The organism is Pseudorhodoplanes sp., assembly GCF_046289595.1.
GTDB lineage: Bacteria > Pseudomonadota > Alphaproteobacteria > Rhizobiales > Xanthobacteraceae > Pseudorhodoplanes.
In genome coordinates this window covers 77,679-101,522 of record NZ_JBKBVB010000004.1, presented here as the reverse complement: position 1 = coordinate 101,522, position 23,844 = coordinate 77,679, and the positions used below count along the sequence as shown (strand labels likewise).

Sequence of the window (23,844 nt, the reverse complement as noted above, 5' to 3'; positions counted from 1 at the left end):
TTGCGGCGAATTGCGTGATCGTGCCGGCCGGCGAGGCCTCGAAAAGCTATTCGATGTTCGAGCGCGTCTGCGAGGAACTGATCGCGGCGCGGATCGAACGCGGCGATCTCGTGGTGGCGCTGGGCGGCGGGGTGATCGGTGATCTTGCCGGATTTGCCGCGTCGGCGGTGCGTCGCGGCATGGACTTCGTCCAGGTGCCGACGACGCTGCTGGCGCAGGTCGATTCCTCGGTCGGCGGCAAGACCGGGATCAATTCCGGCCATGGCAAGAATCTGGTCGGCGCGTTCCATCAACCGATCCTGGTCATCGCCGACACCGCGTTACTCGATACGCTGCCGCCGCGGATCATGCGCGCGGGCTATGCCGAAGTCGCCAAATACGGACTGATCGCGGACGCCGATTTCTTTGCCTGGCTCGAAGCCAATTGGCGCGATGTCTTTGAAGGAACGCCGGCGCGCGAGCATGCGGTTGCGGTGAGCTGCCGGATGAAGGCGCAAATCGTTGCGCGCGACGAACGCGAGACCGGGGACCGCGCGCTGCTCAATCTCGGCCACACTTTCGGCCATGCCCTCGAAGCCGCTGCCGGGTTCTCCGACCGGCTCTATCACGGCGAGGCGATCTCCATCGGGATGGTGCTGGCCTTCGCCTTCTCGGCCCGCAGCGGCCTGTGCGCGCCGTCCGACGCCGAGCGGGTCGCCCGCCATCTTGCCGCCGCCGGCCTGCCGACAAAGATCGCCGACATCCCCGGCGAGCGGCCGGATGCGGACCGTCTGATCGAACTGATCGGGCAGGACAAGAAGGTCCGGCGCGGCAAGCTGACCTTCATCCTGGCGCGCGGCATCGGCAAGAGCTTCATTGCGCCGGATATCGATGTGGCTGCGATTCGCAGTTTTCTCGCCGAAAACCTCAGCTGATACATGGACGCTCAAGACTGGCTGGCGCTGCTGGCGATTCTCCTGTGTCTGCTGCTCTCGTTCTTCTTTTCGGGCAGCGAGACCGCGCTCACGGCGCTGTCCAGAGCCCGCATGCTGCGAATGGAGAAGGGCGGCAATCCGCGTGCCCGCATCGTCAATCAGTTGATCGAATCCCGCGAACGGCTGATCGGCGGCATCCTGCTCGGCAACAATCTGGTGAATATCGCCGCGTCCTCTTTAGCCACCGGATTGCTGCTGGTGTGGTTCGGACCGGTCGGCGTGGTCTACGCGACGATTGCGATGACCGCCATCGTGGTGGTTTTCACGGAAGTGCTGCCGAAAACCATTGCGATCAATGCGCCGGAACGGATCGCGCTTCTGGTGTCGCGGCCGATCCGGTTTGTGGTGACGATATTGGGACCGGTGCTGATCTGGATCGAGCGGTTTGTCCGATTGCTGCTCGCGCAATTCGGTATGCGGGTCGGCGAAAGCCAGCCGATTCTCGCTGCGCGGGAGGAGTTGCGCGGCGCGGTCGACCTGCTGCACCGCGAGGGCGGTGTCGAAAAGCACGATCGCGACATGATGGGGGGCGTACTGGACCTGCGCGAGCTGGAAGTCTCGGATGTCATGATCCACCGCACCGAAATGATCACGGTCTGCGCCGACGACAGGCCCGAGATCGTGCTGAAGGCGGTGCTGGATGCGCCGGTGACGCGTATCCCGCTCTGGAGCCGGACTCCGGACAATTTCGTCGGCATCCTGCATGTGCGCGACCTTCTGGTCGCGCTCCAGGAAGCCGGCGGCAATCTCGCAAAGATCGACGTGGTTTCGCTGGCCCGCCCGCCCTGGTTCGTGCCGACGGTGCGGTCGCTGACCGAGCAGCTCAAGGCGTTTCGCCGCCGGCGCACGCCGCTGGCCTTGGTGGTCGATGAATACGGCGAGGTGATGGGGCTGGTCACGCTCGAAGACATCATCGAGGAAATCGTCGGCGACATCACCGACGAGCATGACGTCAATCTGCCGGGCGTATGGCCGCAGCCCGACGGTTCGGTTCATGTCGAGGGCAGCGTGCCGATTCGCGATCTCAACCGCGCCATGGAATGGAATCTGCCGGACGAACAGGCCACCACCATCGCCGGCCTTGTGATCCACGAGGCGCGGTCGATCCCGGATGTCGGCCAGACCTTTACCTTCTACGGGTTCCGCTTCGGCGTGCTGATGAAGGATCGAAACCGGATCACATCGTTGCGGATTACCCCGCTGTCCCGCCCGCCAAGCCGATAATTCACACTGGACCTTAGATTTCGCACTGTAAAAAACAATTCAGCTAAATTTATACACAATCCATAATTGTGATTGAAAAATTTGCTGTCATGCGAAAATCGAACGGGACCAATCTGGCCAAGTTATCGTTTCTGTTTGATTTTGGGCCTTTTATTTCACATAAAGCGACAAAATCAAAAAAGCTGCCTACGAACGGAGCTTCGCAACCTCTGATTGAGATGGTTCGGGGTCTTGCGTAGAGTGGGCGCAAAGCCCAAGCGGCCCTACAAAACGTGTCGCGCAATGTCTGCCGCAGTCGTGCCGTGTTTTGCCCAGGGTCGAGTGTATTGGTCCGCGCAAGGAGGAGGTGCGTGTGCCGTGCTGGTCGGTCTGTACGACCTTTCATTCCATGAGGCTGATGACAGATCATGCAACGCAGGCACGACCCGCAGAACATCCCGATCGAGTTGTTGCGGTCTTTCATCGTGATTCAGGAATGCGGAAGCTTCACCAAGGCCGCTCAGCTTCTCAGCCTGACACAGCCGGCAATAAGCGCGCAGATCAAGCGGCTGCAGCAACTGGTCGGCGGCGACGTTTTCGTGCGGTCGGGTTTTGGCGTCCAGCTTTCGGAAAAAGGCGAAATCGTCAATCGCTACGCCCGGCGCATTCTGGCAATGAACGACCAGATTCTCGCGCTGTCCGGCTCGCCATCGCAGGCGCGATCGGTCCGCATCGGTTTGCCCAACATCTATGCCGCAAACATGCTTTCAGTTCTTGTCTCCGAATTCGGAAAGGTTGCGCACGGCGAACGGCTGCAGATTTTGTCGCAATCCTCATCCGAACTCGCGCGCAGCCTGCCGAGCGGCTATCTCGACATTGCCGTGATTGCAATGGAGGCATCGGCATCGGGCGAATGCGTCGCGCGATGGAACGAACCGATGGCGTGGGTCTGCGGCACGGGTCTCGCCACAAGTCCCGGCGCGCCGATCCCGATCCAGAGCTGGCCGCATGGCATCACCGATCAGCTCGCGATCGAGGCGTTGGAACGTGCCGGTCTGGCCTATTCAGTGGTGTTCACGGCAACCGATCTGTGCGCCCATCTGGCTGCATCGAAGGCGGGGCTTGGTTATGTCGTCATGCCGGTGCGCTTCGTGCCGGCCGACCTGAAAGTCGCCCGCGAAAGCTTCCTGCCTGATCTGCCGGATTGCCAGACCGGCATTTATGTCAACCGCGAAAGGGATTCGGAAAAGCTGCGCGGCGTCGCCGCCTGCCTCGCCGAGGTTCTGCGGCCGCCCGCAGGCGCCGAGCAGCCGCGAACGGTCCCCGGCAATTCGGGCGCGCACGACGGGCGTTTGCGATAGCGGTCAGGCGCCTTCGCCGGGTGCTGCGGCGTGAATAGCCAGGGCATGGACTCCGGAGGCCAGTTCCGCGGCGAGCGCAGTGTTGACGGCGCGGTGCCGGTCGATCCGGCTCTTGCCGCGGAAGGCATCGGACACGATATAGACGCGGTAATGCGTCTCGCCGCCGGGCCGATGTCCGGCATGTCCAGCATGAAGGTGTGACTCGTCTTCGACGCGGAGGCTTTCCGGCGCGAAAGCTTCCGTCAATTTCTTTGTGATGACATCTTTGGTTCGCATGGTCGTCAATCCGTCGCGCTTGCCAAGGCTTTTCGTGCCTGAAGCATAGATCGATCTCGGAAATGTCAAGTCTTGAACCCGGCATCCTGTTGTTTGCATACTTGTAAGCGATGAAACTCGACTCGCCCCTGTTCGACAAAATTCGCGTCAAGCCGGCCGATGACCGTCGCGCACGTGCTGTAGAGCACACATGCGAGTGGCCCGGCTGCTGCAGCGAGGCGACGCATCGCGCTCCCAAAGGCCGCGGACGCGAGAAGGATTACTGGCGCTATTGTCTCGATCATGTGCGCGAGTACAATCAGAACTACAATTTCTTCCAGGGCATGAGCGACGACGATGTGCGCCGCTACCAGAAGGACGCGCTGACCGGCCACCGGCCGACCTGGAAGATGGGGACCGGCAAGCATACCGACCCTGGCCGCTTTTACGCCGAGAACGGTATCGACCCTTTCGACATGTACCGCGAATTCACCGCCGGCCGGGCCACCGGCTCGTCCAAGGCCAAGCCGGAAGGCCGCAGCATTCGCAATGCCGAGCGCAAGGCATTCAATACGCTTGGTTTGGAGGTCGGGGTCTCGCGGACCGAGATCAAGGCGAAGTTTCACGACCTCGTAAAGCGGCATCATCCGGACAGCAATGGCGGCGACCGCTCGACCGAGGACCGGCTGATCGAGATCATCCAAGCTTATAATTATCTCAAATCGGTCGGTTTTGCCTGAGGGCTGCCGGAAAGCCGGCCTCGGTCTCGCATTCCTGCCAAGCCCTTCCGGAAGACCCCGGAATGACTATCTTTTCTGGTGTATCCCGACAGATGCAGTGAGCCTCGCGGGTTTCGCCCGCGGTGGCCTTTCTGCTAGGTTGGCCCGCGATTTGCCAACCCGAAGCGACGAAAGACGCGCCCCGGTCCGGCTGGCGCATGGAGAAGCAATGGCTACCGTATCCGAAGAAATTCCCCAAGGCCCGGGCGGGCTGCCCGACATGAAGGTGTCGGTCCGGCAGGTCTTCGGCATCGATTCCGACCTCGAAGTTCCCGCCTATTCCGAGCCGGATGCCCATGTACCGGATCTCGATCCGGATTATCTTTTCGACCGTCCGACAACCCTCGCAATCCTGGCGGGCTTTGCCCGAAACCGGCGTGTCATGGTGACGGGCTATCACGGCACCGGCAAGTCGACACACATCGAACAGGTGGCAGCGCGGTTGAACTGGCCCTGCGTACGGGTCAATCTCGACAGCCATGTCAGCCGCGTCGATCTGGTCGGCAAGGATGCCATCGTCATCCGCGACGGCCTGCAGGTGACGGAGTTCCGGGACGGTATTCTGCCCTGGGCGCTTCAGCACAATATCGCGATGTGCTTTGACGAATACGATGCGGGGCGCCCCGACGTGATGTTCGTGATCCAGCGCGTGCTCGAACAGTCCGGCCGCCTGACCCTTCTGGACCAGAACAAGGTGATCCGGCCGCATCCCTGCTTCCGGCTGTTTGCGACCGCCAACACCGTGGGCCTCGGCGATACCACGGGTCTCTATCACGGCACCCAGCAGATCAACCAAGGCCAGATGGACCGCTGGTCGATCGTGACAACGTTGAATTATCTGCCGCACGACAAGGAAGTCGAAATCGTGCTGGCCAAGGCCAAGCATTACCGTAACGAGGAAGGCCGCGACATCGTGTCGAAGATGGTGCGCGTCGCCGATCTGACCCGCAACGCTTTCATCAACGGCGATCTGTCCACGGTGATGAGTCCGCGCACGGTCATTACCTGGGCGGAAAATGCGGAGATTTTCGGCGATGTCGGCTTTGCCTTTCGCGTGACCTTTATGAACAAGTGCGATGAGCTCGAACGGCCCATCGTCGCCGAATTCTATCAGCGAAGCTTCGGACAGGAATTGCCCGAGTCATCGGTGAATGTAGCGTTGACCTAGCGGAGCATGCCTGCCGGGGCTGCGGATAATCGGGTACCAGCCTGCAGCGGCGAACAGACGAGGAGTCGCAGGGACGGAGCCGCTCCCGTCGCGTAATACGGCGACCGGAAACCGCACTGGTGGCAAACCATGACGCATATGTTTCGCACATTCGTCTCGGGCCTGATCCTGCTGCTGCCGCTGATCATCACGCTTGCGGTTGTGGCCTGGCTCGGACAGTTCATTATCAACTATGTCGGCCCGTCCAGCGTCGTCGGTCAGGCCCTGATGACGATCGGGTTCAGCTTCTCGGCCTCGCAGTTCGCGGCCTATGTGATCGGGCTGGTCGTGTTCATGGTCATCGTCTATCTGCTCGGGCTTGCGGTCGAATCGAAGCTGCGCAGCCAGCTGTCGAAAACGCTCGACTCGACGATGCGCCGCATTCCCTTGATCGGCGCGCTGTATGACCTGATCCAGCGCTTCGTCGCCCTGATGGACAAAAAGGACGTCGAGGGTCTGAAGAGCATGAGCCCGGTCTGGTGCTTCTTCGGCGGCCCGCAGAGCGCGGCTGTCCTCGCCTTGTTGCCGACGCCGGAGCCGATCATGGTGGGCGACACGCCGTATCATGCCGTGCTCATTCCCTCGGCGCCGCTTCCCGTCGGCGGCTGTCTCGCCTATGTCCCGGCCGCATGGGTGCAGCCGGCCGATGTCGGCGTCGACAAGCTGGTCAGCATCTACGTGTCCATGGGCGTTTCATCGCCGCTGAAAATCGCGCCGTTGCCGGCGGCCGCTCCGGCCAAGGGCAAGCTGGCCACCACATAACAAGCCGCACAGGCCACAAAAGCCGCCATGTCCTCGAACATCAAACCGAAAGCCTCACCCAGGGAAGCGCCCACCGAGCCGTTCAAGCGCGCGGTAACGGGCTGTCTGCGGGCCATTGCAAGGCGTCCGGAGATGGAGGTTGCGTTCGCCGCCGAACGCCCGGGGCTGGTCGGCGGCAAGGCGCGGCTGCCGGAGCCGTCTCGCCGGCTGACGGGTGCCGAGGCCGCCATCGTCCGCGGTCATGCGGACGCCATCGCGCTCAAACTCGCCTGTCACGATCCGGGTGTCCATCGCAGGCTCGTGCCCGGCGGTCAGCAGGCGCGCGCGGTCTTCGATGCCGTAGAGCAGGCGCGGGTCGAAGCGATCGGCGCGCGCCGCATGTCGGGCGTCGCCAAAAATCTTTCCGCGATGCTCAACGACAAATTCCATCGCGGCAAGTTCGACGACATTACCGATCGCGCCGATGCGCCGCTCGAGGAGGCGGTGGCGATGATGGTGCGCGAGCGCCTGACCGGCCAGGCACCACCACCGGCCGCGAAGAAGCTCGTCGATCTGTGGCGGCCGATCATCGAGAACAAGGCCGGCCGCGGGCTCGACCGGCTGGAAGATCTGATCGACGACCAGGCGCGGTTCGGCGACGCCATCCACGATCTGCTCGACGCGCTCGACATGGGCGAAGACCGCAATCGCGATTCCGAGGAAGACGAGGATTCCGAGGAAAGCGACGACGACCGCAGCCAGAACGAGGACGGCGAGGAGGGCGACACCTCCGACTCGGAGGATATGCAGCGCATGTCGGTCGAGGAGGCCGAAGCCTCGTCCGAGGACGCGCAGGAAGCCACGGCCGAAGCCACCGATGCGCCGAGTTCGGACATGGCCGACGACGCCGATATGGGCGATTCCGAAACGCCGTCCGAGCCCTGGCGTCCGCGTCCGGGCCAGAACGAATATCGCGGCCCCGAATACGGCGCGTTCGTCACCAAGTTCGACGAAGAGATCGCAGCCGAAGACCTGTGCGAGGCGGACGAACTTGACCGTCTGCGCAGCTATCTCGACAAGCAATTGTCGCATCTGCAGGGCGTCGTCGCCCGTCTCGCCAACCGGCTGCAGCGCCGGCTCATGGCGCAGCAGAATCGCGCCTGGGAATTCGACCTTGAAGAGGGGATGCTCGATCCGGCGCGGCTGTCGCGGATCATCATCGACCCAATGCATCCGCTCTCATTCAAGCGGGAGAAGGATACGAATTTCCGCGATACCGTGGTGACGCTGCTGCTCGACAATTCCGGCTCGATGCGCGGGCGCCCGATCACGGTCGCGGCCACCTGCGCCGATATCCTGGCGCGCACGCTGGAGCGTTGCGGCGTCAAGGTGGAGATCCTCGGTTTTACCACCCGCGCGTGGAAGGGCGGGCAGTCGCGTGAAGCCTGGCTTGCCGCCGGCAAGCCGTCAAATCCCGGACGCCTCAACGACTTGCGCCACATCATCTACAAGGCCGCAGATGCACCGTGGCGTCGCGCGCGCAAGAATCTCGGTCTGATGATGCGCGAGGGGCTGCTGAAGGAAAATATCGACGGCGAAGCATTGAACTGGGCCTACCGGCGTCTGCTGGCGCGTCCTGAGCAGCGCCGCATTCTGATGATGATCTCGGACGGTGCGCCGGTCGACGATTCGACGCTGTCGGTCAATGCCGGCAATTACCTCGAACGCCACCTGCGCTGGGTGATCGAGGAGATCGAGACCCGCTCCCCGATCGAACTGATCGCAATCGGCATCGGTCACGACGTCACCCGCTATTACCGCAGAGCCGTCACGATCGTCGATGCGGAGGAGCTTGGCGGCGCGATGACCGAAAAGCTCGCCGAATTGTTCACCGAAGATGCTGCGGCTGCAGTGCCGATGCGCCGCGCGCCGCGCAGGCTTCATTCGTGAAGGCTGACGGATTGCGGCGGATCTGGTTTGCGGCGGCGAGTCTGATCCTCGGCGCCCCGCTCGCCCATGCGCAAGGGTTGCCGCAGCCTCCGGCCGAGCCGCCGGCGAAGATCGAGATCGTCTCCAAACCGATCGCCTCGTTCGATCCGCGCGAGCCGCAGCGCCGGACATTCGGCACGCTTGTGTTTCGCGGCGGCCTTGAACTCGCATCGGCACATAAGCAATTCGGCGGGTTCTCCGGCATTCGCGTTTTGAATGACGGGCGGTTCCTCGCCATCAACGACAAAGCATACTGGCTGCGCGGCCGCATCTCCTATCGCGGCGATGCGCCGGCCGGCATCGGCGAGGCGGAGATCGCCCCGATGCTCTACACCGACGGCCGTCCGATCACGGCGCGCGGCTGGTACGATTCGGAGGCGCTGACCGAAGACGGCGGCATTGTCTATGTTGCGCTCGAGCGCGTGCACCGGATCCTGCGCTTCGATTACGGCAAGCGTGGATTGCTGGCGCGCGGTTCACTGGTGAAGGTTCCGCCCGAATTTGCGAAGCTGCGCAGCAACAAGGGCATCGAATGCCTCCAGATCGCGCCCAAGGGCTCGCCCATCGCCGGCGCGCTGATTGCGATTTCCGAGCGCACGCCGGATGCCGCGAACAATATCCGCGGGTTTCTGATCGGGGGGCCGAAGCCCGGCATTTTCGCGGTCAAGCCGAGCGACGATTTCGACGTGGTCGATTGCGCGCTTGCGCCGAACTCCGATCTCCTGATCCTGGAGCGGCATTTTTCCTGGCGCCGCGGCGTCGCGATGCGTCTGCGCCGGATGCCGTTGTCGGAGGTCGTCCCCGGCGCCGTGCTCGAGGGCAAAGTCCTGATCACCGCGGATATGGGCTATCAGATCGACAATATGGAAGGGCTTAGCGTGCACCGTTCGCCGAATGGCGAGACCGTGCTGACGCTGGTGTCGGACGACAATTTCTCGGTGATCCAGCGCACGCTGCTGCTGCAATTCACGCTACTGGATGAATAGAAGGCCCCGCGGGGCGCCAGCCGAAGCCCCGTGAACCCGGAAACTGGAGCCCATCCGACGCGGATGGCCCGACTCCCGTCCGTCCTGCCTGCGCCGGCACATGACGCTCCGCAATGACGAAGCGCGGATCAGCTCGCTTTGTCGAGCTTCTTTTCCAGCTGGCGTTTCAGCTCCAGCGCCTTCGGCGACAAATCGCCGTCCTTGGCCTTGGCGAGGAAGCCATCGAGACCGCCGCGATGGTCCACGGTCTTCAGCGCGTTCGCCGAAATCCGGAACCGGACCGAGCGCTCCAGCGCCTCCGAGGTCAACGTGACGTTGACGAGATTGGGCAGGAACCGCCGCTTGGTCTTGCGGTTCGAATGGCTCACCTTGTGACCGGTCTGGAACGCCTTGCCGGTCAGGTCGCACTTGCGCGACATGGCTGAAAATCCCGAACAGTGCGGCGGCGCGGCACAGGCGCGCAGGCCGTGATTGCATTTTTCGCGTTAAGACGCGGTCCTATAAAGAGGCCGGGCAGGGGCGTCAAGGTCGGCGCCGCCGGACGGCCGCGCCATCGAAGACGGCCCCTGGCACCATAGAAACGGCGTAATGGTGCCGAATCGCTTAGCTTTCGGGTTTTCCGGAGCCGGGCGCGCAGGGGACCGGCCCGGACAGCCTCAACGGACGGGCCCGGAAGGCCCCGCGAGGACATCAGGTGCATTATCTCGTCAGGACCGGCTTTGGGGCGGCGCTCTGCGGGCTTGTTCTTGGAGCCGTGCCGGCGTCGTTCGCCCATGCCCAGACCCGTCTCGACGCCCGCTATGTGGTGACCCTTGCCGGCATCAAGCTCGGGGAGGGAACCTGGACGGTGGATCTCAGCGAAGACCGTTTCAAGACCGAGGCCAAAGGATCGACCTCCGGGCTGGCGCGGTTTTTCAGCGCGGGACATGGCACCACCTCCTCGCGCGGCGCCATCAAGAACGGACAATTCGTCCCGGCGAACTACTCGATTTACGTCAAGTGGGGGAAGAAGTTCGAAGACTTGCGGATGCGGATTGCCGATGGAGCGGTCAAGGAGCTCAAGGTCGAGCCGCCGATGGTCGAGCACCCGAACCGGATCCGCGTCACCGAGGCGCATCGCCGCAACGTGCTCGATCCGATGACCGGTTCGCTGCTGCGGGTGCCTGGCAAGGGCGACCTGATGGCGCCGGAAGTCTGCAAGCAGCACACACCGATTTTTGACGGCCGGATGCGCTACGATCTCACGCTCGCCTATAAGCGGATCGAACAGGTTCAGACGGACGGCTATTCCGGCCCGGCTCTGGTCTGCGCCATCTATTTCGCGCCGCTGGCCGGCTATGTCCCGGATCGCGCCGCGGTCAAATATCTGATCGATCAGCGCGACATGGAAACGTGGCTGATTCCGATCGCCGGCACCCGCGTGATGGTACCGTTCCGTGTGGTGATCCCGACTCCGCTTGGCCAGGGAATTTTGCAGGCGACCCAGCTCTCGGTGTCGCCGTTGCAGAACCGCGCGAGCCTGGGACCGCAATAGCGGTGCTTGCAATATCCCCGCTGTTCTCCACATTCGGCGCTCCGGTTGCTTGACTCGCTGACCACGTCGTGGCTTCGCCGCGCAACCTTGCAAGCCAGGCTCTGGATCGCAGAAAAGGTCGCGATAACACCTGATGTAGAGATTTTCGGCTCCGGTCACCTATATATCGCGGGAACGCAACCGGACTCGGCGGGAGTCAGCGATTCGGCCGCGATTCGTTCCAGACTCGTTCCGAAACTTAATCGGCGGAGCCAAAACATGTCTGTAGGTGTTGCGTTGTGAGACAGACCCGGTGAAAAGCGGCTGCGCCGGCCGGCGACAGCACCGCTCCTATCGCTTGTTCGGCCGGTCGGCCGCCAGTCAGAGCTCGGTTTTTTCGGATCCTTGATGCCCATTTCATTTTCGCCCGGCCCTCGCAGCGATGCGCGCAAGCGCGGCGCAGGTGTCACCGCCGTGCTCGGCCCGACAAATACAGGGAAAACCCATCTCGCCATCGAGCGCATGCTGGCGCATTCGTCGGGCCTGATCGGTCTGCCGCTGCGGCTGCTCGCGCGCGAGGTGTACAACAAGGTGGCCGACCGGGTCGGCGCCGATTCCGTTGCGCTGATCACCGGCGAGGAGAAGATCAAGCCTGCCAATCCGCGCTTCTGGGTTTCGACCGTGGAAGCAATGCCGCGCGATCTCGATCCGGCTTTCGTCGCCATTGACGAAATTCAGCTCGCCGCCGATTTCGAACGCGGCCATGTCTTCACCGATCGCATTCTCAACCGGCGCGGCCGCGAGGAAACGCTGATCCTGGGGGCGGCGACGATCCGGCCGATGATCGAGCGGTTGTTGCCGAGTGCCAATATCGTGTCGCGCCCGCGCCTGTCTCAATTGACGTTCGCCGGCGACCGGAAGCTGACGCGGCTGCCGCGCCGATCTGCCGTGGTAGCGTTCTCGGCGGACGAGGTTTATGCGATCGCGGAACTGATCCGGCGGCAGCGCGGCGGCGCTGCGGTCGTGCTCGGCGCGCTGTCGCCCCGCACCCGCAACGCGCAGGTTGCGCTCTACCAGTCCGGCGATGTCGAATATCTGGTTGCGACCGATGCCATCGGCATGGGGCTCAATCTCGATGTCGATCACGTCGCCTTCGCGTCCGACCGCAAGTTCGACGGTTATCAGTTCCGCAATCTCGGCCCTGCCGAGCTCGCCCAGATCGCCGGCCGCGCCGGCCGCGCCACGCGCGACGGAACCTTCGGCACCACCGGCCGCTGTGCCCCCTTCGACGAAGAACTGGTGCAGCGGCTCGAAAGCCATGCTTTTGATCCGCTCACGCTGCTGCAATGGCGCAATTCCGATCTCGACTTTTCGTCGATCGGAGCTCTGCAGGCCTCCCTCGCCGAAATTCCGGCGGAGCAAGGGCTTACGCGCGCGCCCCTCGCCGAAGACATCCTCGTGCTGGAACACGCCGCGCGCGATACGGATATCCGGTCCATGGCGCGCGATCGTGGGGCGGTCGAGCGGCTTTGGGAGGCCTGTCAGGTTCCTGATTACCGGAAGATCGCACCAGCCAATCATGCTGAGCTTGTCACCACCCTCTATGGATTTCTGATGAGGGAGGGTAAAATCCCGGACGATTGGTTCGCCCGCCAGGTGGCGCAAGCGGATCGCCCCGAAGGCGACATCGACTCTCTCTCCACACGGATCGCTCATGTTCGCACCTGGACCTTTGTCGCCAACAGGCCGGACTGGCTTGCCGATCCCGAACATTGGCAGGGCGTCACGCGTGCGGTGGAAGACAAGCTTTCGGATGCGTTGCACGAACGCCTTACCGCCCGCTTTGTCGATCGCCGCACCAGCGTTTTGATGCGGCGGCTGCGCGAGAACACCACATTGGAAAGTGAAATCTCAAAAACCGGCGACGTGACCGTCGAGGGCCATCTGGTCGGGCGGCTTGAGGGCTTTCGTTTCGCCGCCGATCCGTCCGCAGGCGGCTCAGAGGCCAAGGCGCTGCATGCCGCGGCGCAGAAGGCGCTGGCCGGCGAAATCGAGGCGCGCGCAGGAAAGCTTTCGCAGGCGCCGGACGATCAGTTCGTTCTCACCTCGGACGGCACCATCCGCTGGACCGGCGATGCGGTCGGCAAGCTCGCCGCCGGCGAAGAGATGTTGCGGCCGCGTGTTCGGATATTGGCCGACGAGCAGCTGACCGGACCGGCGCGCGAGCAGGTCCAGGCGCGGCTCGACCTTTGGATCAAGGCCCATATCGACAAGCTGCTCGGGCCGCTGTCGTCGCTCGCCGCGGCGGACGACGTGACCGGGATTGCGCGCGGCGTCGCCTACCGGCTGATCGAGGATCTTGGCGTGCTGGAACGCCAAAAGGTAGCGGACGACGTGAAGTCGCTCGACCAGAATGCGCGCGCGACATTGCGCAAATATGGCGTGCGTTTCGGCGCCTATCACATCTACATCCCGCCGCTTCTCAAACCGGCGCCACGCGCGCTGGCGATGCAGCTCTATGCGGTGAAGAATGACACTGGCGATCTGCGCGGGCTCGACGACGTGCAGCAGCTCGCCGCCAGCGGACGGACTTCGATCGCCGCCAACAAGGACATCCAGAAGACGCTGTATCGCATCGCCGGCTATCGGGTCGCCGGCGAACGTGCGGTGCGCGTGGATATTCTCGAGCGCCTCGCCGACCTGATCCGGCCGGCGCTTGCCTGGCGGCCGAATACACCAGGCATCAAGCCGCCAGGGGCGCTCGATGGCACGGGCTTTACGGTCACGGTCGGGATGACGTCCCTGGTCGGATCGTCGGGCGAGGATTTCGCCTCGATCCTGCGCTCTCTTGGCTATCGGATGGATCGCAAGCCGAAACCGCCAGAGGCGCCGGCCGCCGACGAGGTTAATCCCGCCGAGGCAGCATCCAGAGAAGCTACGACCGAAGAGGCTACGACCGACGAGCCTGCGCTCGTGGTGAGCGCAGCCGGCCCCGATGAGACGGCATCTGAGCGGGCTGCATCCGAAGAGGCCACTTCCGAGGAGGCCGTATCCGAGGAGGTCACATCTGAGGAGGCTGCATCGGCCGGGGTTATGGAGCATGCCGACGCCGCGCCTGCAGAGGCTTCGACGATTGCTGAGGAGCCAGCGGCAGAAAATGTCCAGGCGGAGCCTGTTGTCTCGCAGACAGCCGCCCCGACCCTGATCTCCCTTTCTGCATCGGAAAATTCCGGAGTTCCCGCTGCTGCCGAGGCTTCCGGCGATCGCGAGGCCGCTCCGGCGGAAGCAATGGCGTCTCCGGGTGCCGTGGCCGAAGCTGCCGAGCCCGAACTGATCGAAGTGTGGCGGCCCGGCCGGTTCGAGGGCCGAGACAAGCGCCCGCAGCGTAAACCCCGTCGGGGTGAGCATCGCGGGGGCGCGCGGCCGCACGCGGAACGGCCCGGGGCACCTGCCCCCGAACCCGCTGTGGCAGGTCCGGATACGGCATCCCAAGAATCGGGCACAGATCGTTCGGTGCAACAGCGGCCCCACGGTCCGCGTCCGCCGCGCAAGGATCGCGGCGGCCGTCCGCGCCGGCAGGAGGGTAGCCAGGAAGGCCAGCGTTTCGGCAAGCCGGACAACCGGCAACGCCAGGATGCGCGGCCGCGCCCCGAACGGCGCGAGCGCGAGCCCGATCCGAACTCTCCGTTCGCCAAGCTCGCCGCGCTGAAGGCGCAGCTCGAAGCTGATTCCAAGGAGCGCCGTTAGACGCGAGCGACAAATTTTGGAGCGGCAGCGGATCGATAAATGGCTTTGGCATGCGCGCGTTGTGCGGACCCGCACCGCCGCCGCCGACCTCGCCGGCAAGGGTCTTGTGCGCGTCAATGGCATGCGGATCGATGCCGCGAGCCGACCGGTGAAGGCTGGTGACGTGCTGACAATTGCGTTTGACCGGGTCAGGGTCTTGCGGGTGGCAGGATTCTCGGAACGGCGCGGTTCTGCGGCCGATGCCGCCGCCCTGTTCGAGGACATGACACCGCCGTCGCCAGTTCCGGCTGCGCAGTCCGCGTCGGGGTTGGCCCCGGGTCCCGCCGCTCGCCCGGACAAGCAGAACCGCCGCGCATTGCTGCGGCTCAAGCGTCCCGGAAACGAATGACCAATTCACGACGCCGTCCCTTGCGCCATTTTGACCCTTAGGCTAGGGACGCCAGCAATATTCAGCATCCCGTCGGGTTCGGAATGACCTACATCGTCAATGACAACTGCATCCGCTGCAAGTTCATGGACTGCGTCGAGGTGTGTCCGGTGGACTGCTTCTACGAGGGTGAGAACATGCTGGTGATCCACCCTGACGAGTGTATCGATTGTGGCGTCTGCGAGCCGGAATGCCCTGTCGAAGCGATCAAGCCCGATACCGAACCGGGCCTGGAAAAGTGGCTGCAGATCAACGCTGAATATTCGAAAATCTGGCCGAATATTACCGCCAAGAAGGAGCCGCCCGCCGACCACAAGGAGTGGGAAGGCGTGGCCGGCAAGGAACAGTATTTTTCTCCCGAACCGGGAACCGGAAATTAAGCGGTTGCCGACCGCACCGTTTTAATCCTGTCCTCGGATTTTCTGTCCCGCTGTGCCGCAATACGCCTAAGGTCGGGCGTTAACGCATTGATTTTCGCGGAAAATGTGATATATTGACGACATTGGAACGCCATAACCGGAACGACGCTCCCCCTTCTGCGATTTATTCCGGGGGAGCTTATTTTTTCGGGCCCGTTCCAGAGGAAAGCCCGCTTTAAGAAGGGCGTGGATACCCACGCGCGATCCCGTGCCCAGCAAAACGCGACCAAAATCAAAGAAATCGCCCCGCGGCAGCGACCGCCGGACGAAGAAGCCCTCCGCCTCCACCCGGCGGAGCTCGCCAAGCTCCCGGCTGCCCGGCCGTGGAGCTCCCGTGGCCAAAGCCGCAAAAGCGGCAGCAGCGCCCAGCCGTCCGAAACCGGCGGGCGAAGGAGCACCCTCTGGAATGACCGTCAATAAGAAGACCACTCAACGTCAGGGCTTCAAGACAAACGAATTCATCGTCTATCCGGCGCACGGTGTGGGCCAGATCATGGCGATCGAGGAGCAGGAAGTCGCGGGCGCCAAGCTCGAGCTGTTCGTCATCAATTTCGTCAAGGACAAGATGACCCTGCGGGTTCCGACTGCGAAAATCGCCACCGTTGGCATGCGTAAATTGTCCGAGCCCGCAATGGTCAAGCGGGCGCTGGAGACGCTGAAGGGCCGGGCCCGCGTCAAGCGGACGATGTGGTCGCGAAGGGCCCAGGAATACGAGGCCAAGATCAATTCCGGCGACATCGTCGCCATCGCCGAGGTGGTGCGCGATCTGTACCGCTCCGAGCAGCAGCCCGAACAGTCCTACTCCGAGCGGCAGCTTTACGAGGCCGCGCTCGACCGGCTGTCGCGCGAAATCTCGGCGGTTCAGCAGATCACCGAGACCGAGGCGGTCAAGGAAATCGAGGGCGCGCTCGCCAAGGGTCCGCGCCGCGGTCCCAAGCCCGCCGAGGGTGCGGCTGCCGAGGACGAGGCCGACGACGAAACTGACAAGGTCGAGGACGAGGCGGCGTAAGCGTCTCGCGCGCAGGTATCGCAATGTCCAAAGCCCGGCGGCGACGCCGGGCTTCATTTTTGTCGCACGCGCCGCTGTTACCTCCTCCGGACCACGGTGCGCGACAAAAGCGCCGCAAGCTCGCTTTGCCGCGAGACGCCTGCCTTATGAAAAACGCGCTTGAGGACGGTGCGGGCGGTGCCTTCGGTAATGTCGAGCCGCTGCGACACTTCGCGCGGCGTCATGCCGGTCGCGATGAGCGACGCCACCCGCGCCTCGCCGAGTGTGAGGCCGAGCAGATCGCGCACCAATGAGGGGTCCGCAGGCTCGCCGCCTTTCACCTCCACCGCCAGCACGATGAACTGGCTGCGCACCAGAAAATGCTCGAGTTTGGGCGGCAATTTCGTGCGCAGCGGCAGGATATAGACGGCAAGCGGGGCCGCACTGGCGATGCTGCGCGACAGCATTACGGGGCGTAAGCCGAACGCGTCCGCGTCAGCCGGTCGTGCCGCTGCGGACAATGCCGCCTCCAGCGCCATTCGGCAGGCGGGATCGCGGGCGACAAGGCGGCTGGCCTCGATGGCAAGCGCATCGGTGAGAAAGGCCTGCGCGATTTCGTTTGCGAACACGACATGCGCCAGCCTGTCCAGCAGGATCACGCCCATCGACAACCGCGCAAAAAGGTCGCTGAGCCCGGAATTGCGGCCTTCCGCCTCGATCAAACGCAGGCCAAGCCGCAACGACTTCTCGGCATGGCGGCCGAGCCGGAGCAGCAATGCACGCTCCGCGTCGTCGAATTCAGCCTTTCCGATCGCGCGATGCACACACAATGCTGCGTACATGTCGGGATCGGGCGCAATGCTGATGGCGGCGAAATCGCGTAGGCCAAATGACTTCAGAAATTGGGTGAAGAACGGATGAGTCTCCTGCGCGTCGATGAGGCCGAGTTCGCGATCGGTCACGGTGTCGCCGCTGAGATAGCGGCGTTCGAGATAGCGTTGCGTGCGAATATCGAGCTTATGCCATTCCCGGTTGTAGTCGTCCTGGCCGGCGGCAAGAGAAGGCGAGACGATCACGCCGAAGCGGCCGTCGTTGCGCTGATAGGTCAAGGTCGCGCCGACATCGCCGAAGACGTCAGCGATCGCCTGCAGGGCGGCCGGCCATTGGCCGGGAGCAAGCGCAGCTTCATAGATTGAATCAATGGCTGCAGCGTAACGGTCGCCAACATTGGACTCGGTTAGCGTGTGGCTCATGCTGGCAAGCCGTGCCTCAGGACCGCACGATTTAACCGACCCATCTTGCGAATTGCAAGAGAGGCCGTCTGCTAGCTTGCCGTGAAAAAGGCAACCGGGACGTGAAGTGAGGCGCCGGTTTACTCCACGATCAACTTGACCATATCGCCGGGGCGGGGCGCTTCGTTCGCATCGAGCCCGTTGAGCACGCGGAAGCGCTCAACCGCCTTGTCAGGGACCGCCATCCGTGCGGCCAGACTCTCCACGCTGTCGCGCGCCGTGACAGTCACAGTCCTGATCCGTAGCGGGCGCGCGCGGCGGATTTCGGCATTCGACATGCGCCGGAAACTCGCCACGCTCTCCCGGAATTGCCGGTCGAGTTCGGCCGACTTGTTCTTGGCCGCAAAAATGAAGCGATAGACCTCGCTGCCGAAGCGGATCGCGTAAAGGCGGAAGCCCCAGGGCTGGCCCGTGGCGGTAGCCGTGGCACCGCGGAAGCCGTTGATCGTCACCTCCTCGATCGAGGTGGCGTCGATATTCTCGATCCATCCGGCCGCAAGATATTCGGTGAGTTTCTGTTCGGCGGGGATGCGCACGACGTCGAGCCGCAGTGCCAGTTCGCCGCCGTCTCTGACCCCGAACACCGCCTGCGGCGTGTTCTCAAGCATGAAACCCTCGGGCGCAGTGAAGGTAAAGCCCAGTTTCGGATGGAGGAATCTTCGCCCGCGCACGAAGCCTTCGCTCGGATCTTCGCCATAGACCACGCCGTCCAGCAGCCGCAGATATTCGTTGCGCGCACGCGCGGTGGCGCCCGGCGTGGCATGCTGGCGGGCGTTGAGGGTGGCGTTGGCGATGCGCTCGGGCGTCGCCGGATGCGAGGAGAGGAATTCCTGGGTGCGCGGATCGGCTTTGGAGCCGCCCCGCAATTCGGCGTTGCGGCCCATCGCGGTGAGGAAGCGGGTCGCACCGAATGGGTCGTAGCCTGCGCGGGCGGAAATCCCGACGCCGATGCCGTCGGCCTCAAATTCCTGGCCGCGCGAGAAAGTTGCAAGCGCAATCTTGGATTTGGCCAGCGCCAGCGCGGTGGATTGCGGATCGCCCAGGACATCGCTCGCCACGCGGTTGACCAGGGCAGCCTGACGGATCTGGTCCTCGCGGATCGCCGCATGGCGTGCGATCACATGGGCCATCTCGTGCGACAGAACCGAGGCAACCTCGGAGGTGTCGTTGGCAAGCGCGAGCAGCCCGCGAGTCACGTAAAGCTGGCCGGTGGGCAGCGCGAAGGCGTTGACTGCAGACGAATTCAGGATCGTGACCTTGTAGGCAAGGTCGGGACGTTCCGAGGCGGCGACCAGCTTCTCCACAGTGGCGTTGAGCTTGTCCTCAAGCCGCGGATTCGAATAGGCTCCGCCATAGACCGCCAGGATGCGGCGATGCTCGCGTTGCGCCGGCGTCAGCACCTCGGGCCGGTCGGCCGGCGGTTCGGGCAGGGATATGTGGCGGGCAGCCTGATAGGAGCCGCCTGAGCAGGCGGCGAGCAGCAGGGCAAGCGACATGCATGCCGCCGCTCTCAGCCCAGAACCCCGTCCGCCGCGCAAAGCCATGCCTCTCTCGCCGCCGCAGCGCATGATAAGGCAAATCATCGCCGCCCGTCCCAGTCGAATTGGTCAGCGGTCCTGGCCTCGATCCAAGGGCCGGCCCGCTCCTCGATCACCCCGCGCACCCTGACAGTCCGCCCGGCGAGCGATTTGGGCAGCAATCCCGCGGATTTAAAGGCGGTCTCGTCCTGCCTGGCAATGGTTACGGTAAAGTCGTCCGACCAGCGCCGGCCGAAATTAACATAGATCGTCCCGCCGCTCTCGCGCACCGACAGAACGCGCCCTTCGACGACCGCGAAACGGCCGAGATCGGCCAGAACCGCCTCCGGATCGTTCGCCTGGTGCAACCGGTAGTTTCCCGAAGCCCGCGCCACGCCTTCCCGCCGGAGCAGGGCCTGTCGGCAGCTTTCGTTGCCAGTCCGCGATCCTGCGATCGCCAGCCCACGCTCCAACAACGTATACTGGACCGGAGTTTCCGAGCCGCTAACGAAAGCGAAAGCATGAATCCGGCCGTAGCGGTCCGGTGCCGGGGTCGATGTGAGGGCCGATCTCAGCGTCACAGGGCGGCCCAGCGCGAGTTCCGACAGAGCAGCCTTCGCAACATCCGGCGAAACGGTCCACTCGACCGCGGCGAGCCGGATCGTTCGCCCATCGGCCAGCCGTAACGTCCGGCTATCTTCGATTGCAGTAACTTCGCCGGGCGAGAGATTATACTGGCCACAGGCGGCGGAGGCAGGGGAAATTGTCAGCAACGCGAGCAGCACGGCTGCGGCACCCCCCAAGGCTCCGGCATTGGATTCCCCCATCATGGGCCGCAATCGAAAGGCGAGATTGCGGCGCCAGCGTGAATTTTGCGCCGTCCGCGTGGCGAAATTGCAGGCGCAAATGCCGCATCAGGTCGGGTCGATGACAGCGCGGCTCGTGCGGCGCGAGCTTGAGCGGCGCGTTGATCCTGTCGCGATGGTGCGTCCGATTTCACCGTAGTATTTGTTCGGTATTGCCTGATCGTGTCCTGATCGACGTCAGGTTCTTCGACCGGCGATCTCCACGACATAGTCCCTTGGCAAGCCGGACCCGGCGCTGAAAAGATGAACGCGCCACACGCGCCACACGCGATACTCGCGGTCACGAGCATCAGGCCAAAGTGACCGAAGTCATTTATCCGAGCCAGAACACACAAAACGAATACAGTATATTGCTGGCCGCGGCGATGGGATTGCGTCGCCGCGCTTCTTTCTTTGCAAAATCCAAATATTTTGCTCGACCATGGTGTTATTGTTTGTAGGCCGCCAATGCGGTTACGACCGATGACAAACAGAAGCCGCGTGGGAGGGGCAATAGATGAAGAGGACCAAAGCCCGGACTTTGCCTCCTGACGAACAAGTGAGTTTCCTGTTTTCGGTGATGGCCAAGCTGTTCGACCGGGCCTTCGCGTCGATTCACACCAAGCTCGCGCTTTCGGTGGGCAACTTGAAAATCATGCGGACCATCGCTTTTTTCGGTCCGCTCTCGGCCAGTCAATTGGGCGCAAAGGTCTGTCTCGATCCCGACAAGATCACGCGTGCGGTCGATGCGCTGGTGGACCGCGGCTTTGTCAGCCGCAAGCATGACGAAACCGACCGGCGGAAAGTGGTTTTGACCTTGTCGGCCAAAGGGCGCCGTGCACACGAAAAGATCGAGGCTGCGGCTGGCAAGCTGGAGGTCGAGTTGCTGAGCGTCCTCAGCGCTGATGAACAGCGGGCGCTCCTTGCGTCGCTACGCAAGCTTGAGCAGTATTCCCTGGCTGTCATGCGGCGGCGGGAAGGTGGCCGTGAGCGTCGGCCGGTGGCTCAACCGGCTGCGCGCATCGCGAAGCTTGCCGCGCCCTTACCGAAGCGCGCCACTGCAAATGTCCGGAAGCAAAAGCAGACGGCCTGAGCCGGTTTGAGCGGTCAGCCCGCGAAGCCGCCGCTCGCGAGGAACGCCCGTTCGTCCGGTGTGGTCTCTCGCCCGAGAACTGTATTGCGATGCGGGAAGCGACCGAAGCGCTTTATCACGTCGCGATGGATCTCCGCGTATTTCAGATTGTCCTCGTTGCCGAGCGCACGGCACAGCTCGACGCAATAGTCCTGATCGGCAAGCTGCTCCGAATGCATGAACGGAAGATAGAAAAAGACGCGCAGCGTCCTGTCGACGGCTTTATCGGAGCCCTGTGAGATGGCGCGACCGGCGACCTCACGTGCAAGCGGGTCGGCCACCCATGCGCGCGCGCTGCCGCGGAACATGTTGCGTGGAAACTGATCGAGCACGATGATCAGCGCGAGCGCAGTATCGGGCTCTTTTTCCCATGAGGACAGGCGGCTCTCTGCGGCCGCTTCGTAGGTGGCGAGGAAATTGTCGCGGATCGCGCGGTCGAAGGCCTCGTCCTTCTTGTACCACTTGTCGGGGCCGGCCTCCTTCCAGAAGGCGAGCACCTCGGCGGCGGATTTTAAGTCGGACATCGAACCTCAATCTGATGCGAACACTCGTGTCGTCCCCGCGCAAGCGGGGAACGCTATTCCTGAGCGATGGTTATAGGCCGCCACTTCTGGCGCGGGCGAGTGGAAAGTCCATGCGGGAAACCTACACACGGGCGCGCCCGGACTGGATGTCCCGATAGAGCGCCCGGTCCAGCAGCACGAACGCCTTGACCGCCGGATCGAAGAAATACAGCGGATCGCCGATGATGTCCGGATCGTAGCCCTGCTTCACCAGGTCGATCTTGCGCTGCTTGAAGGTCGCGGTCATGTCGAGATCCTTGCGGATGCGCAGGAATACCGGCCGCGCATAGTCGGGCAGCGAATCCTGAAGATGCCGCGCCAGCGCCGCGAGATCGCAATCGTCGCAGACGATTGCGGCCATGCCGGCGCGGCCTTCGCGCCCCGGAACAGTCACGCCATAGACATTGGTATCCTGGATGCCGGGAAACCGGTTGATGGCTTCGGCGACCTCGGAGGTCGATACGTTTTCGCCCTTCCAGCGGAAGGTGTCGCCGATCCGGTCGACGAAATAGAAATAGCCGTTCTCGTCCTTGCGCATCAGGTCGCCGGTGCGGAACCAGATATCGTTCGGCGCGAACACATGGCGCAGAATTTTCTTCTCGGTATCCTCGGCCCGCGCATAGCCTTCGAAACGGTTGCCGGGCTTGTTGGCGTCGTTGACGATCTTGCCGATTGCCTCGCCCGCCTCGTTCGGCGCGCACGGAATACAAAACCCTTCGGCGTTGCGGAGGGGCTCCCCGGTCTCGACATCGAATTTGACGAGCGCCGTTGGAAAGCGGTGTTCGAGGAACCATGGCAGCCGGCCGACCGCGCCCGTCTTGCCTTCGAAATTGAACATCAGCACGTTGCCCTCGGTCGCAGCGTAGAATTCGAGAATCAGGGGAATGCGAAAGCGGGCCTTGAACTCGTCCCAGATGTCGGGCCGCAGCCCGTTGCCGCAGGCGAGCCTGAGCTTGTGCTTTGTCTCGTTGGGATTGGGAGGCGCGTTGACGAGGTAGCGGCACAATTCGCCGATATACTGCATCATCGTGCAATCGTTGTTGACGATGTCGTCCCAGAACTCGCGCACCGAAAAGCGTTCGCGGATATAGACCGAGCCGCCCGCCACCAGCAGCGAGCCGATGGCGCAGAGTCCGCCCGCGGTGTGATACATCGGCAGGCAGACATAGTTGCGGTCGGATGTCTTTGTGCCCATCACGCCGGCAAAGCCGAAACAGGCCAGCATGACGCGGTAGTGGTTGACATTCGCCGCCTTGGGCAGGCCGGTGGTGCCGGAGGTGTAGATGTAGAGCGCGGGGTCTTCGATGGTCAGCGCCGGCCGCTCCGATGCAGCAAGCGGCTCGCCGGAAAGCCTTTCCACCGCGTGGTCGATGCGCTCGCGGCCTGCGGCATCGCCATGCACCCATAGTTTCGGGGCGGATTTCAGCAGCGGCCGGATGCTCTCGAATTGGCCCATCATTTCCGCGGCCACCACGATATGTTTTGGCGACACGATGTCGATGCAATGCGCGAGCGAATGCCCGATCAGATTGGTGTTGAGCAGCGCGGTGACGCCGCCGACGCGGGTGATGCCGAGCCAGACCGCCATAAATTCCGGCCGGTTCGGCATCAGAAGGCAGATGGTGTCGCCCTTGCCGATCGTCTCGCCGCGCGCCCAGCGCGAATAGCGGTTGGACCGGTCGAACAGTTGACGGTAACTGAACGTTTCGCGCGGGGAGAGCAGTGCGGGTGCGTCGCCATGACGCGCGGCAAGCTCCTCGATCACATTGGGAAAAATGCGGTTGGGATTTCTCGCGATATGCGTGGTCATGCGCAGTGCACGCAGCACGCCGCGCAGAAAAACCAGATCGCCCTTTAGCTGGCTGAAGAACCCCATGGCCCCGGCTCCGACGGGCGACAACGCTAC

General features: G+C 63.3%; 20 protein-coding genes and 1 pseudogene. 14 read left to right on the top strand and 7 right to left on the bottom strand.

The features are described from left to right. The 3 genes from aroB to ACK41X_RS02310 all read left to right on the top strand — a co-directional run. The coding region (aroB, locus tag ACK41X_RS02320) for a 3-dehydroquinate synthase (RefSeq protein ID WP_409718859.1) at nucleotides 1–914 on the top strand (914 nt) is incomplete at its 5' end. Between the two features lie 3 nt (nucleotides 915–917). Then, a complete protein-coding gene (locus ACK41X_RS02315; protein WP_409718857.1) occupies nucleotides 918–2,198 on the top strand; it encodes an HlyC/CorC family transporter in 1,281 nt (426 codons plus the stop codon). Nucleotides 2,199–2,605: 407 nt separating this feature from the next. Further along, nucleotides 2,606–3,538, top strand: coding sequence for a LysR family transcriptional regulator (locus tag ACK41X_RS02310; RefSeq protein WP_409718855.1), 933 nt, complete (start codon nucleotides 2,606–2,608; stop codon nucleotides 3,536–3,538). Nucleotides 3,539–3,541: 3 nt separating this feature from the next. On the opposite strand, the gene ACK41X_RS02305 is transcribed toward ACK41X_RS02310, so the two are convergent. After that, nucleotides 3,542–3,814: a BolA family protein gene (locus tag ACK41X_RS02305; protein ID WP_409718853.1), complete on the bottom strand. Its 273-nt coding sequence runs from the start codon at nucleotides 3,812–3,814 to the stop codon at nucleotides 3,542–3,544. A 110-nt stretch (nucleotides 3,815–3,924) separates the two neighbouring features. Between ACK41X_RS02305 and ACK41X_RS02300 the strand changes: the two genes are divergently transcribed. The 5 genes from ACK41X_RS02300 to ACK41X_RS02280 all read left to right on the top strand — a co-directional run bounded on the left by ACK41X_RS02300 (nucleotide 3,925) and on the right by ACK41X_RS02280 (nucleotide 9,495). After that, nucleotides 3,925–4,533 (top strand): J domain-containing protein, encoded by a 609-nt coding sequence (locus tag ACK41X_RS02300; protein ID WP_409718851.1) that lies wholly within the window; start codon nucleotides 3,925–3,927, stop codon nucleotides 4,531–4,533. A 208-nt stretch (nucleotides 4,534–4,741) separates the two neighbouring features. Next, nucleotides 4,742–5,740, top strand: coding sequence for a cobaltochelatase subunit CobS (cobS, locus tag ACK41X_RS02295; protein ID WP_409718849.1), 999 nt, complete (start codon nucleotides 4,742–4,744; stop codon nucleotides 5,738–5,740). Between the two features lie 129 nt (nucleotides 5,741–5,869). Beyond that, nucleotides 5,870–6,541: a DUF502 domain-containing protein gene (locus ACK41X_RS02290; protein ID WP_409718847.1), complete on the top strand. Its 672-nt coding sequence runs from the start codon at nucleotides 5,870–5,872 to the stop codon at nucleotides 6,539–6,541. A 27-nt stretch (nucleotides 6,542–6,568) separates the two neighbouring features. Further along, the gene (gene cobT, locus ACK41X_RS02285; protein WP_409718845.1) at nucleotides 6,569–8,470 is read left to right on the top strand and encodes a cobaltochelatase subunit CobT; all 1,902 of its coding nucleotides are present in this window, start codon (nucleotides 6,569–6,571) and stop codon (nucleotides 8,468–8,470) included. Beyond that, nucleotides 8,467–9,495 (top strand): esterase-like activity of phytase family protein, encoded by a 1,029-nt coding sequence (locus ACK41X_RS02280; protein WP_409718842.1) that lies wholly within the window; start codon nucleotides 8,467–8,469, stop codon nucleotides 9,493–9,495. The genes cobT and ACK41X_RS02280 overlap by 4 nt, the downstream gene beginning before the upstream one ends. Nucleotides 9,496–9,623: 128 nt before the next feature. On the opposite strand, the gene rpmB is transcribed toward ACK41X_RS02280, so the two are convergent. Then, on the bottom strand, nucleotides 9,624–9,914 hold the full coding sequence (gene rpmB, locus ACK41X_RS02275; protein WP_409718839.1) for a 50S ribosomal protein L28: 291 nt from the start codon (nucleotides 9,912–9,914) through the stop codon (nucleotides 9,624–9,626). A gap of 275 nt (nucleotides 9,915–10,189) precedes the next feature. On the opposite strand from rpmB, the gene ACK41X_RS02270 reads away from it, so the two are divergent. From ACK41X_RS02270 to ACK41X_RS02250, 5 genes and pseudogenes are all read left to right on the top strand, one after another. Next, entirely contained in the window at nucleotides 10,190–11,029 is an 840-nt protein-coding gene (locus ACK41X_RS02270) for a DUF3108 domain-containing protein (RefSeq protein ID WP_409718836.1), read from the top strand. A 387-nt stretch (nucleotides 11,030–11,416) separates the two neighbouring features. Then, nucleotides 11,417–14,755: a helicase-related protein gene (locus ACK41X_RS02265; RefSeq protein WP_409718833.1), complete on the top strand. Its 3,339-nt coding sequence runs from the start codon at nucleotides 11,417–11,419 to the stop codon at nucleotides 14,753–14,755. Nucleotides 14,756–14,771: 16 nt separating this feature from the next. Then, entirely contained in the window at nucleotides 14,772–15,143 is a 372-nt protein-coding gene (locus ACK41X_RS02260; RefSeq protein WP_409718830.1) for an RNA-binding S4 domain-containing protein, read from the top strand. Nucleotides 15,144–15,226: 83 nt separating this feature from the next. Beyond that, a complete protein-coding gene (gene fdxA, locus ACK41X_RS02255; protein ID WP_409718828.1) occupies nucleotides 15,227–15,562 on the top strand; it encodes a ferredoxin FdxA in 336 nt (111 codons plus the stop codon). Nucleotides 15,563–15,752: 190 nt separating this feature from the next. After that, nucleotides 15,753–16,610: pseudogene (locus tag ACK41X_RS02250) on the top strand (CarD family transcriptional regulator); the annotation flags it as partial. 77 nt (nucleotides 16,611–16,687) lie between these two features. Here ACK41X_RS02250 and ACK41X_RS02245 read toward each other — a convergent pair. The 3 genes from ACK41X_RS02245 to ACK41X_RS02235 all read right to left on the bottom strand — a co-directional run bounded on the left by ACK41X_RS02245 (nucleotide 16,688) and on the right by ACK41X_RS02235 (nucleotide 20,228). Next, nucleotides 16,688–17,842, bottom strand: a complete 1,155-nt coding sequence (locus tag ACK41X_RS02245; protein WP_409718825.1) for a helix-turn-helix transcriptional regulator — start codon at nucleotides 17,840–17,842, stop codon at nucleotides 16,688–16,690. A 119-nt stretch (nucleotides 17,843–17,961) separates the two neighbouring features. Beyond that, nucleotides 17,962–19,377 carry a M48 family metalloprotease gene (locus tag ACK41X_RS02240; RefSeq protein WP_409718822.1) on the bottom strand — a complete coding sequence of 472 codons (1,416 nt, stop codon included), beginning with the start codon at nucleotides 19,375–19,377 and terminating at the stop codon, nucleotides 17,962–17,964. Between the two features lie 83 nt (nucleotides 19,378–19,460). After that, a complete protein-coding gene (locus tag ACK41X_RS02235; RefSeq protein WP_409718820.1) occupies nucleotides 19,461–20,228 on the bottom strand; it encodes a thermonuclease family protein in 768 nt (255 codons plus the stop codon). Nucleotides 20,229–20,760: 532 nt separating this feature from the next. Here ACK41X_RS02235 and ACK41X_RS02230 point away from each other — a divergent pair. Further along, the gene (locus tag ACK41X_RS02230; protein WP_409718817.1) at nucleotides 20,761–21,336 is read left to right on the top strand and encodes a MarR family winged helix-turn-helix transcriptional regulator; all 576 of its coding nucleotides are present in this window, start codon (nucleotides 20,761–20,763) and stop codon (nucleotides 21,334–21,336) included. Nucleotides 21,337–21,350: 14 nt separating this feature from the next. Here the strand turns inward: ACK41X_RS02230 and ACK41X_RS02225 are convergent, their stop codons facing one another. Then, complete coding sequence (locus tag ACK41X_RS02225; protein ID WP_409718814.1) at nucleotides 21,351–21,899, bottom strand: DUF924 family protein; 549 nt, start codon at nucleotides 21,897–21,899, stop codon at nucleotides 21,351–21,353. Nucleotides 21,900–22,020: 121 nt separating this feature from the next. Further along, on the bottom strand, nucleotides 22,021–23,814 hold the full coding sequence (locus ACK41X_RS02220) for a long-chain-acyl-CoA synthetase (protein ID WP_409718811.1): 1,794 nt from the start codon (nucleotides 23,812–23,814) through the stop codon (nucleotides 22,021–22,023). Nucleotides 23,815–23,844 lie beyond the last annotated feature (30 nt).

Coding starts and splice junctions, on each gene's coding strand:
- ACK41X_RS02315 (WP_409718857.1), top strand. CDS start 918: ATGGACGCTCAAGACTGGCTGGCGCTGCTGGCGATTCTCCTGTGTCTG.
- ACK41X_RS02310 (WP_409718855.1), top strand. CDS start 2,606: ATGCAACGCAGGCACGACCCGCAGAACATCCCGATCGAGTTGTTGCGG.
- ACK41X_RS02305 (WP_409718853.1), bottom strand. CDS start 3,814: ATGCGAACCAAAGATGTCATCACAAAGAAATTGACGGAAGCTTTCGCG.
- ACK41X_RS02300 (WP_409718851.1), top strand. CDS start 3,925: ATGAAACTCGACTCGCCCCTGTTCGACAAAATTCGCGTCAAGCCGGCC.
- cobS (WP_409718849.1), top strand. CDS start 4,742: ATGGCTACCGTATCCGAAGAAATTCCCCAAGGCCCGGGCGGGCTGCCC.
- ACK41X_RS02290 (WP_409718847.1), top strand. CDS start 5,870: ATGACGCATATGTTTCGCACATTCGTCTCGGGCCTGATCCTGCTGCTG.
- cobT (WP_409718845.1), top strand. CDS start 6,569: ATGTCCTCGAACATCAAACCGAAAGCCTCACCCAGGGAAGCGCCCACC.
- rpmB (WP_409718839.1), bottom strand. CDS start 9,914: ATGTCGCGCAAGTGCGACCTGACCGGCAAGGCGTTCCAGACCGGTCAC.
- ACK41X_RS02265 (WP_409718833.1), top strand. CDS start 11,417: ATGCCCATTTCATTTTCGCCCGGCCCTCGCAGCGATGCGCGCAAGCGC.
- fdxA (WP_409718828.1), top strand. CDS start 15,227: ATGACCTACATCGTCAATGACAACTGCATCCGCTGCAAGTTCATGGAC.
- ACK41X_RS02245 (WP_409718825.1), bottom strand. CDS start 17,842: ATGAGCCACACGCTAACCGAGTCCAATGTTGGCGACCGTTACGCTGCA.
- ACK41X_RS02240 (WP_409718822.1), bottom strand. CDS start 19,377: ATGTCGCTTGCCCTGCTGCTCGCCGCCTGCTCAGGCGGCTCCTATCAG.
- ACK41X_RS02235 (WP_409718820.1), bottom strand. CDS start 20,228: ATGATGGGGGAATCCAATGCCGGAGCCTTGGGGGGTGCCGCAGCCGTG.
- ACK41X_RS02230 (WP_409718817.1), top strand. CDS start 20,761: ATGAAGAGGACCAAAGCCCGGACTTTGCCTCCTGACGAACAAGTGAGT.
- ACK41X_RS02225 (WP_409718814.1), bottom strand. CDS start 21,899: ATGTCCGACTTAAAATCCGCCGCCGAGGTGCTCGCCTTCTGGAAGGAG.
- ACK41X_RS02220 (WP_409718811.1), bottom strand. CDS start 23,814: ATGGGGTTCTTCAGCCAGCTAAAGGGCGATCTGGTTTTTCTGCGCGGC.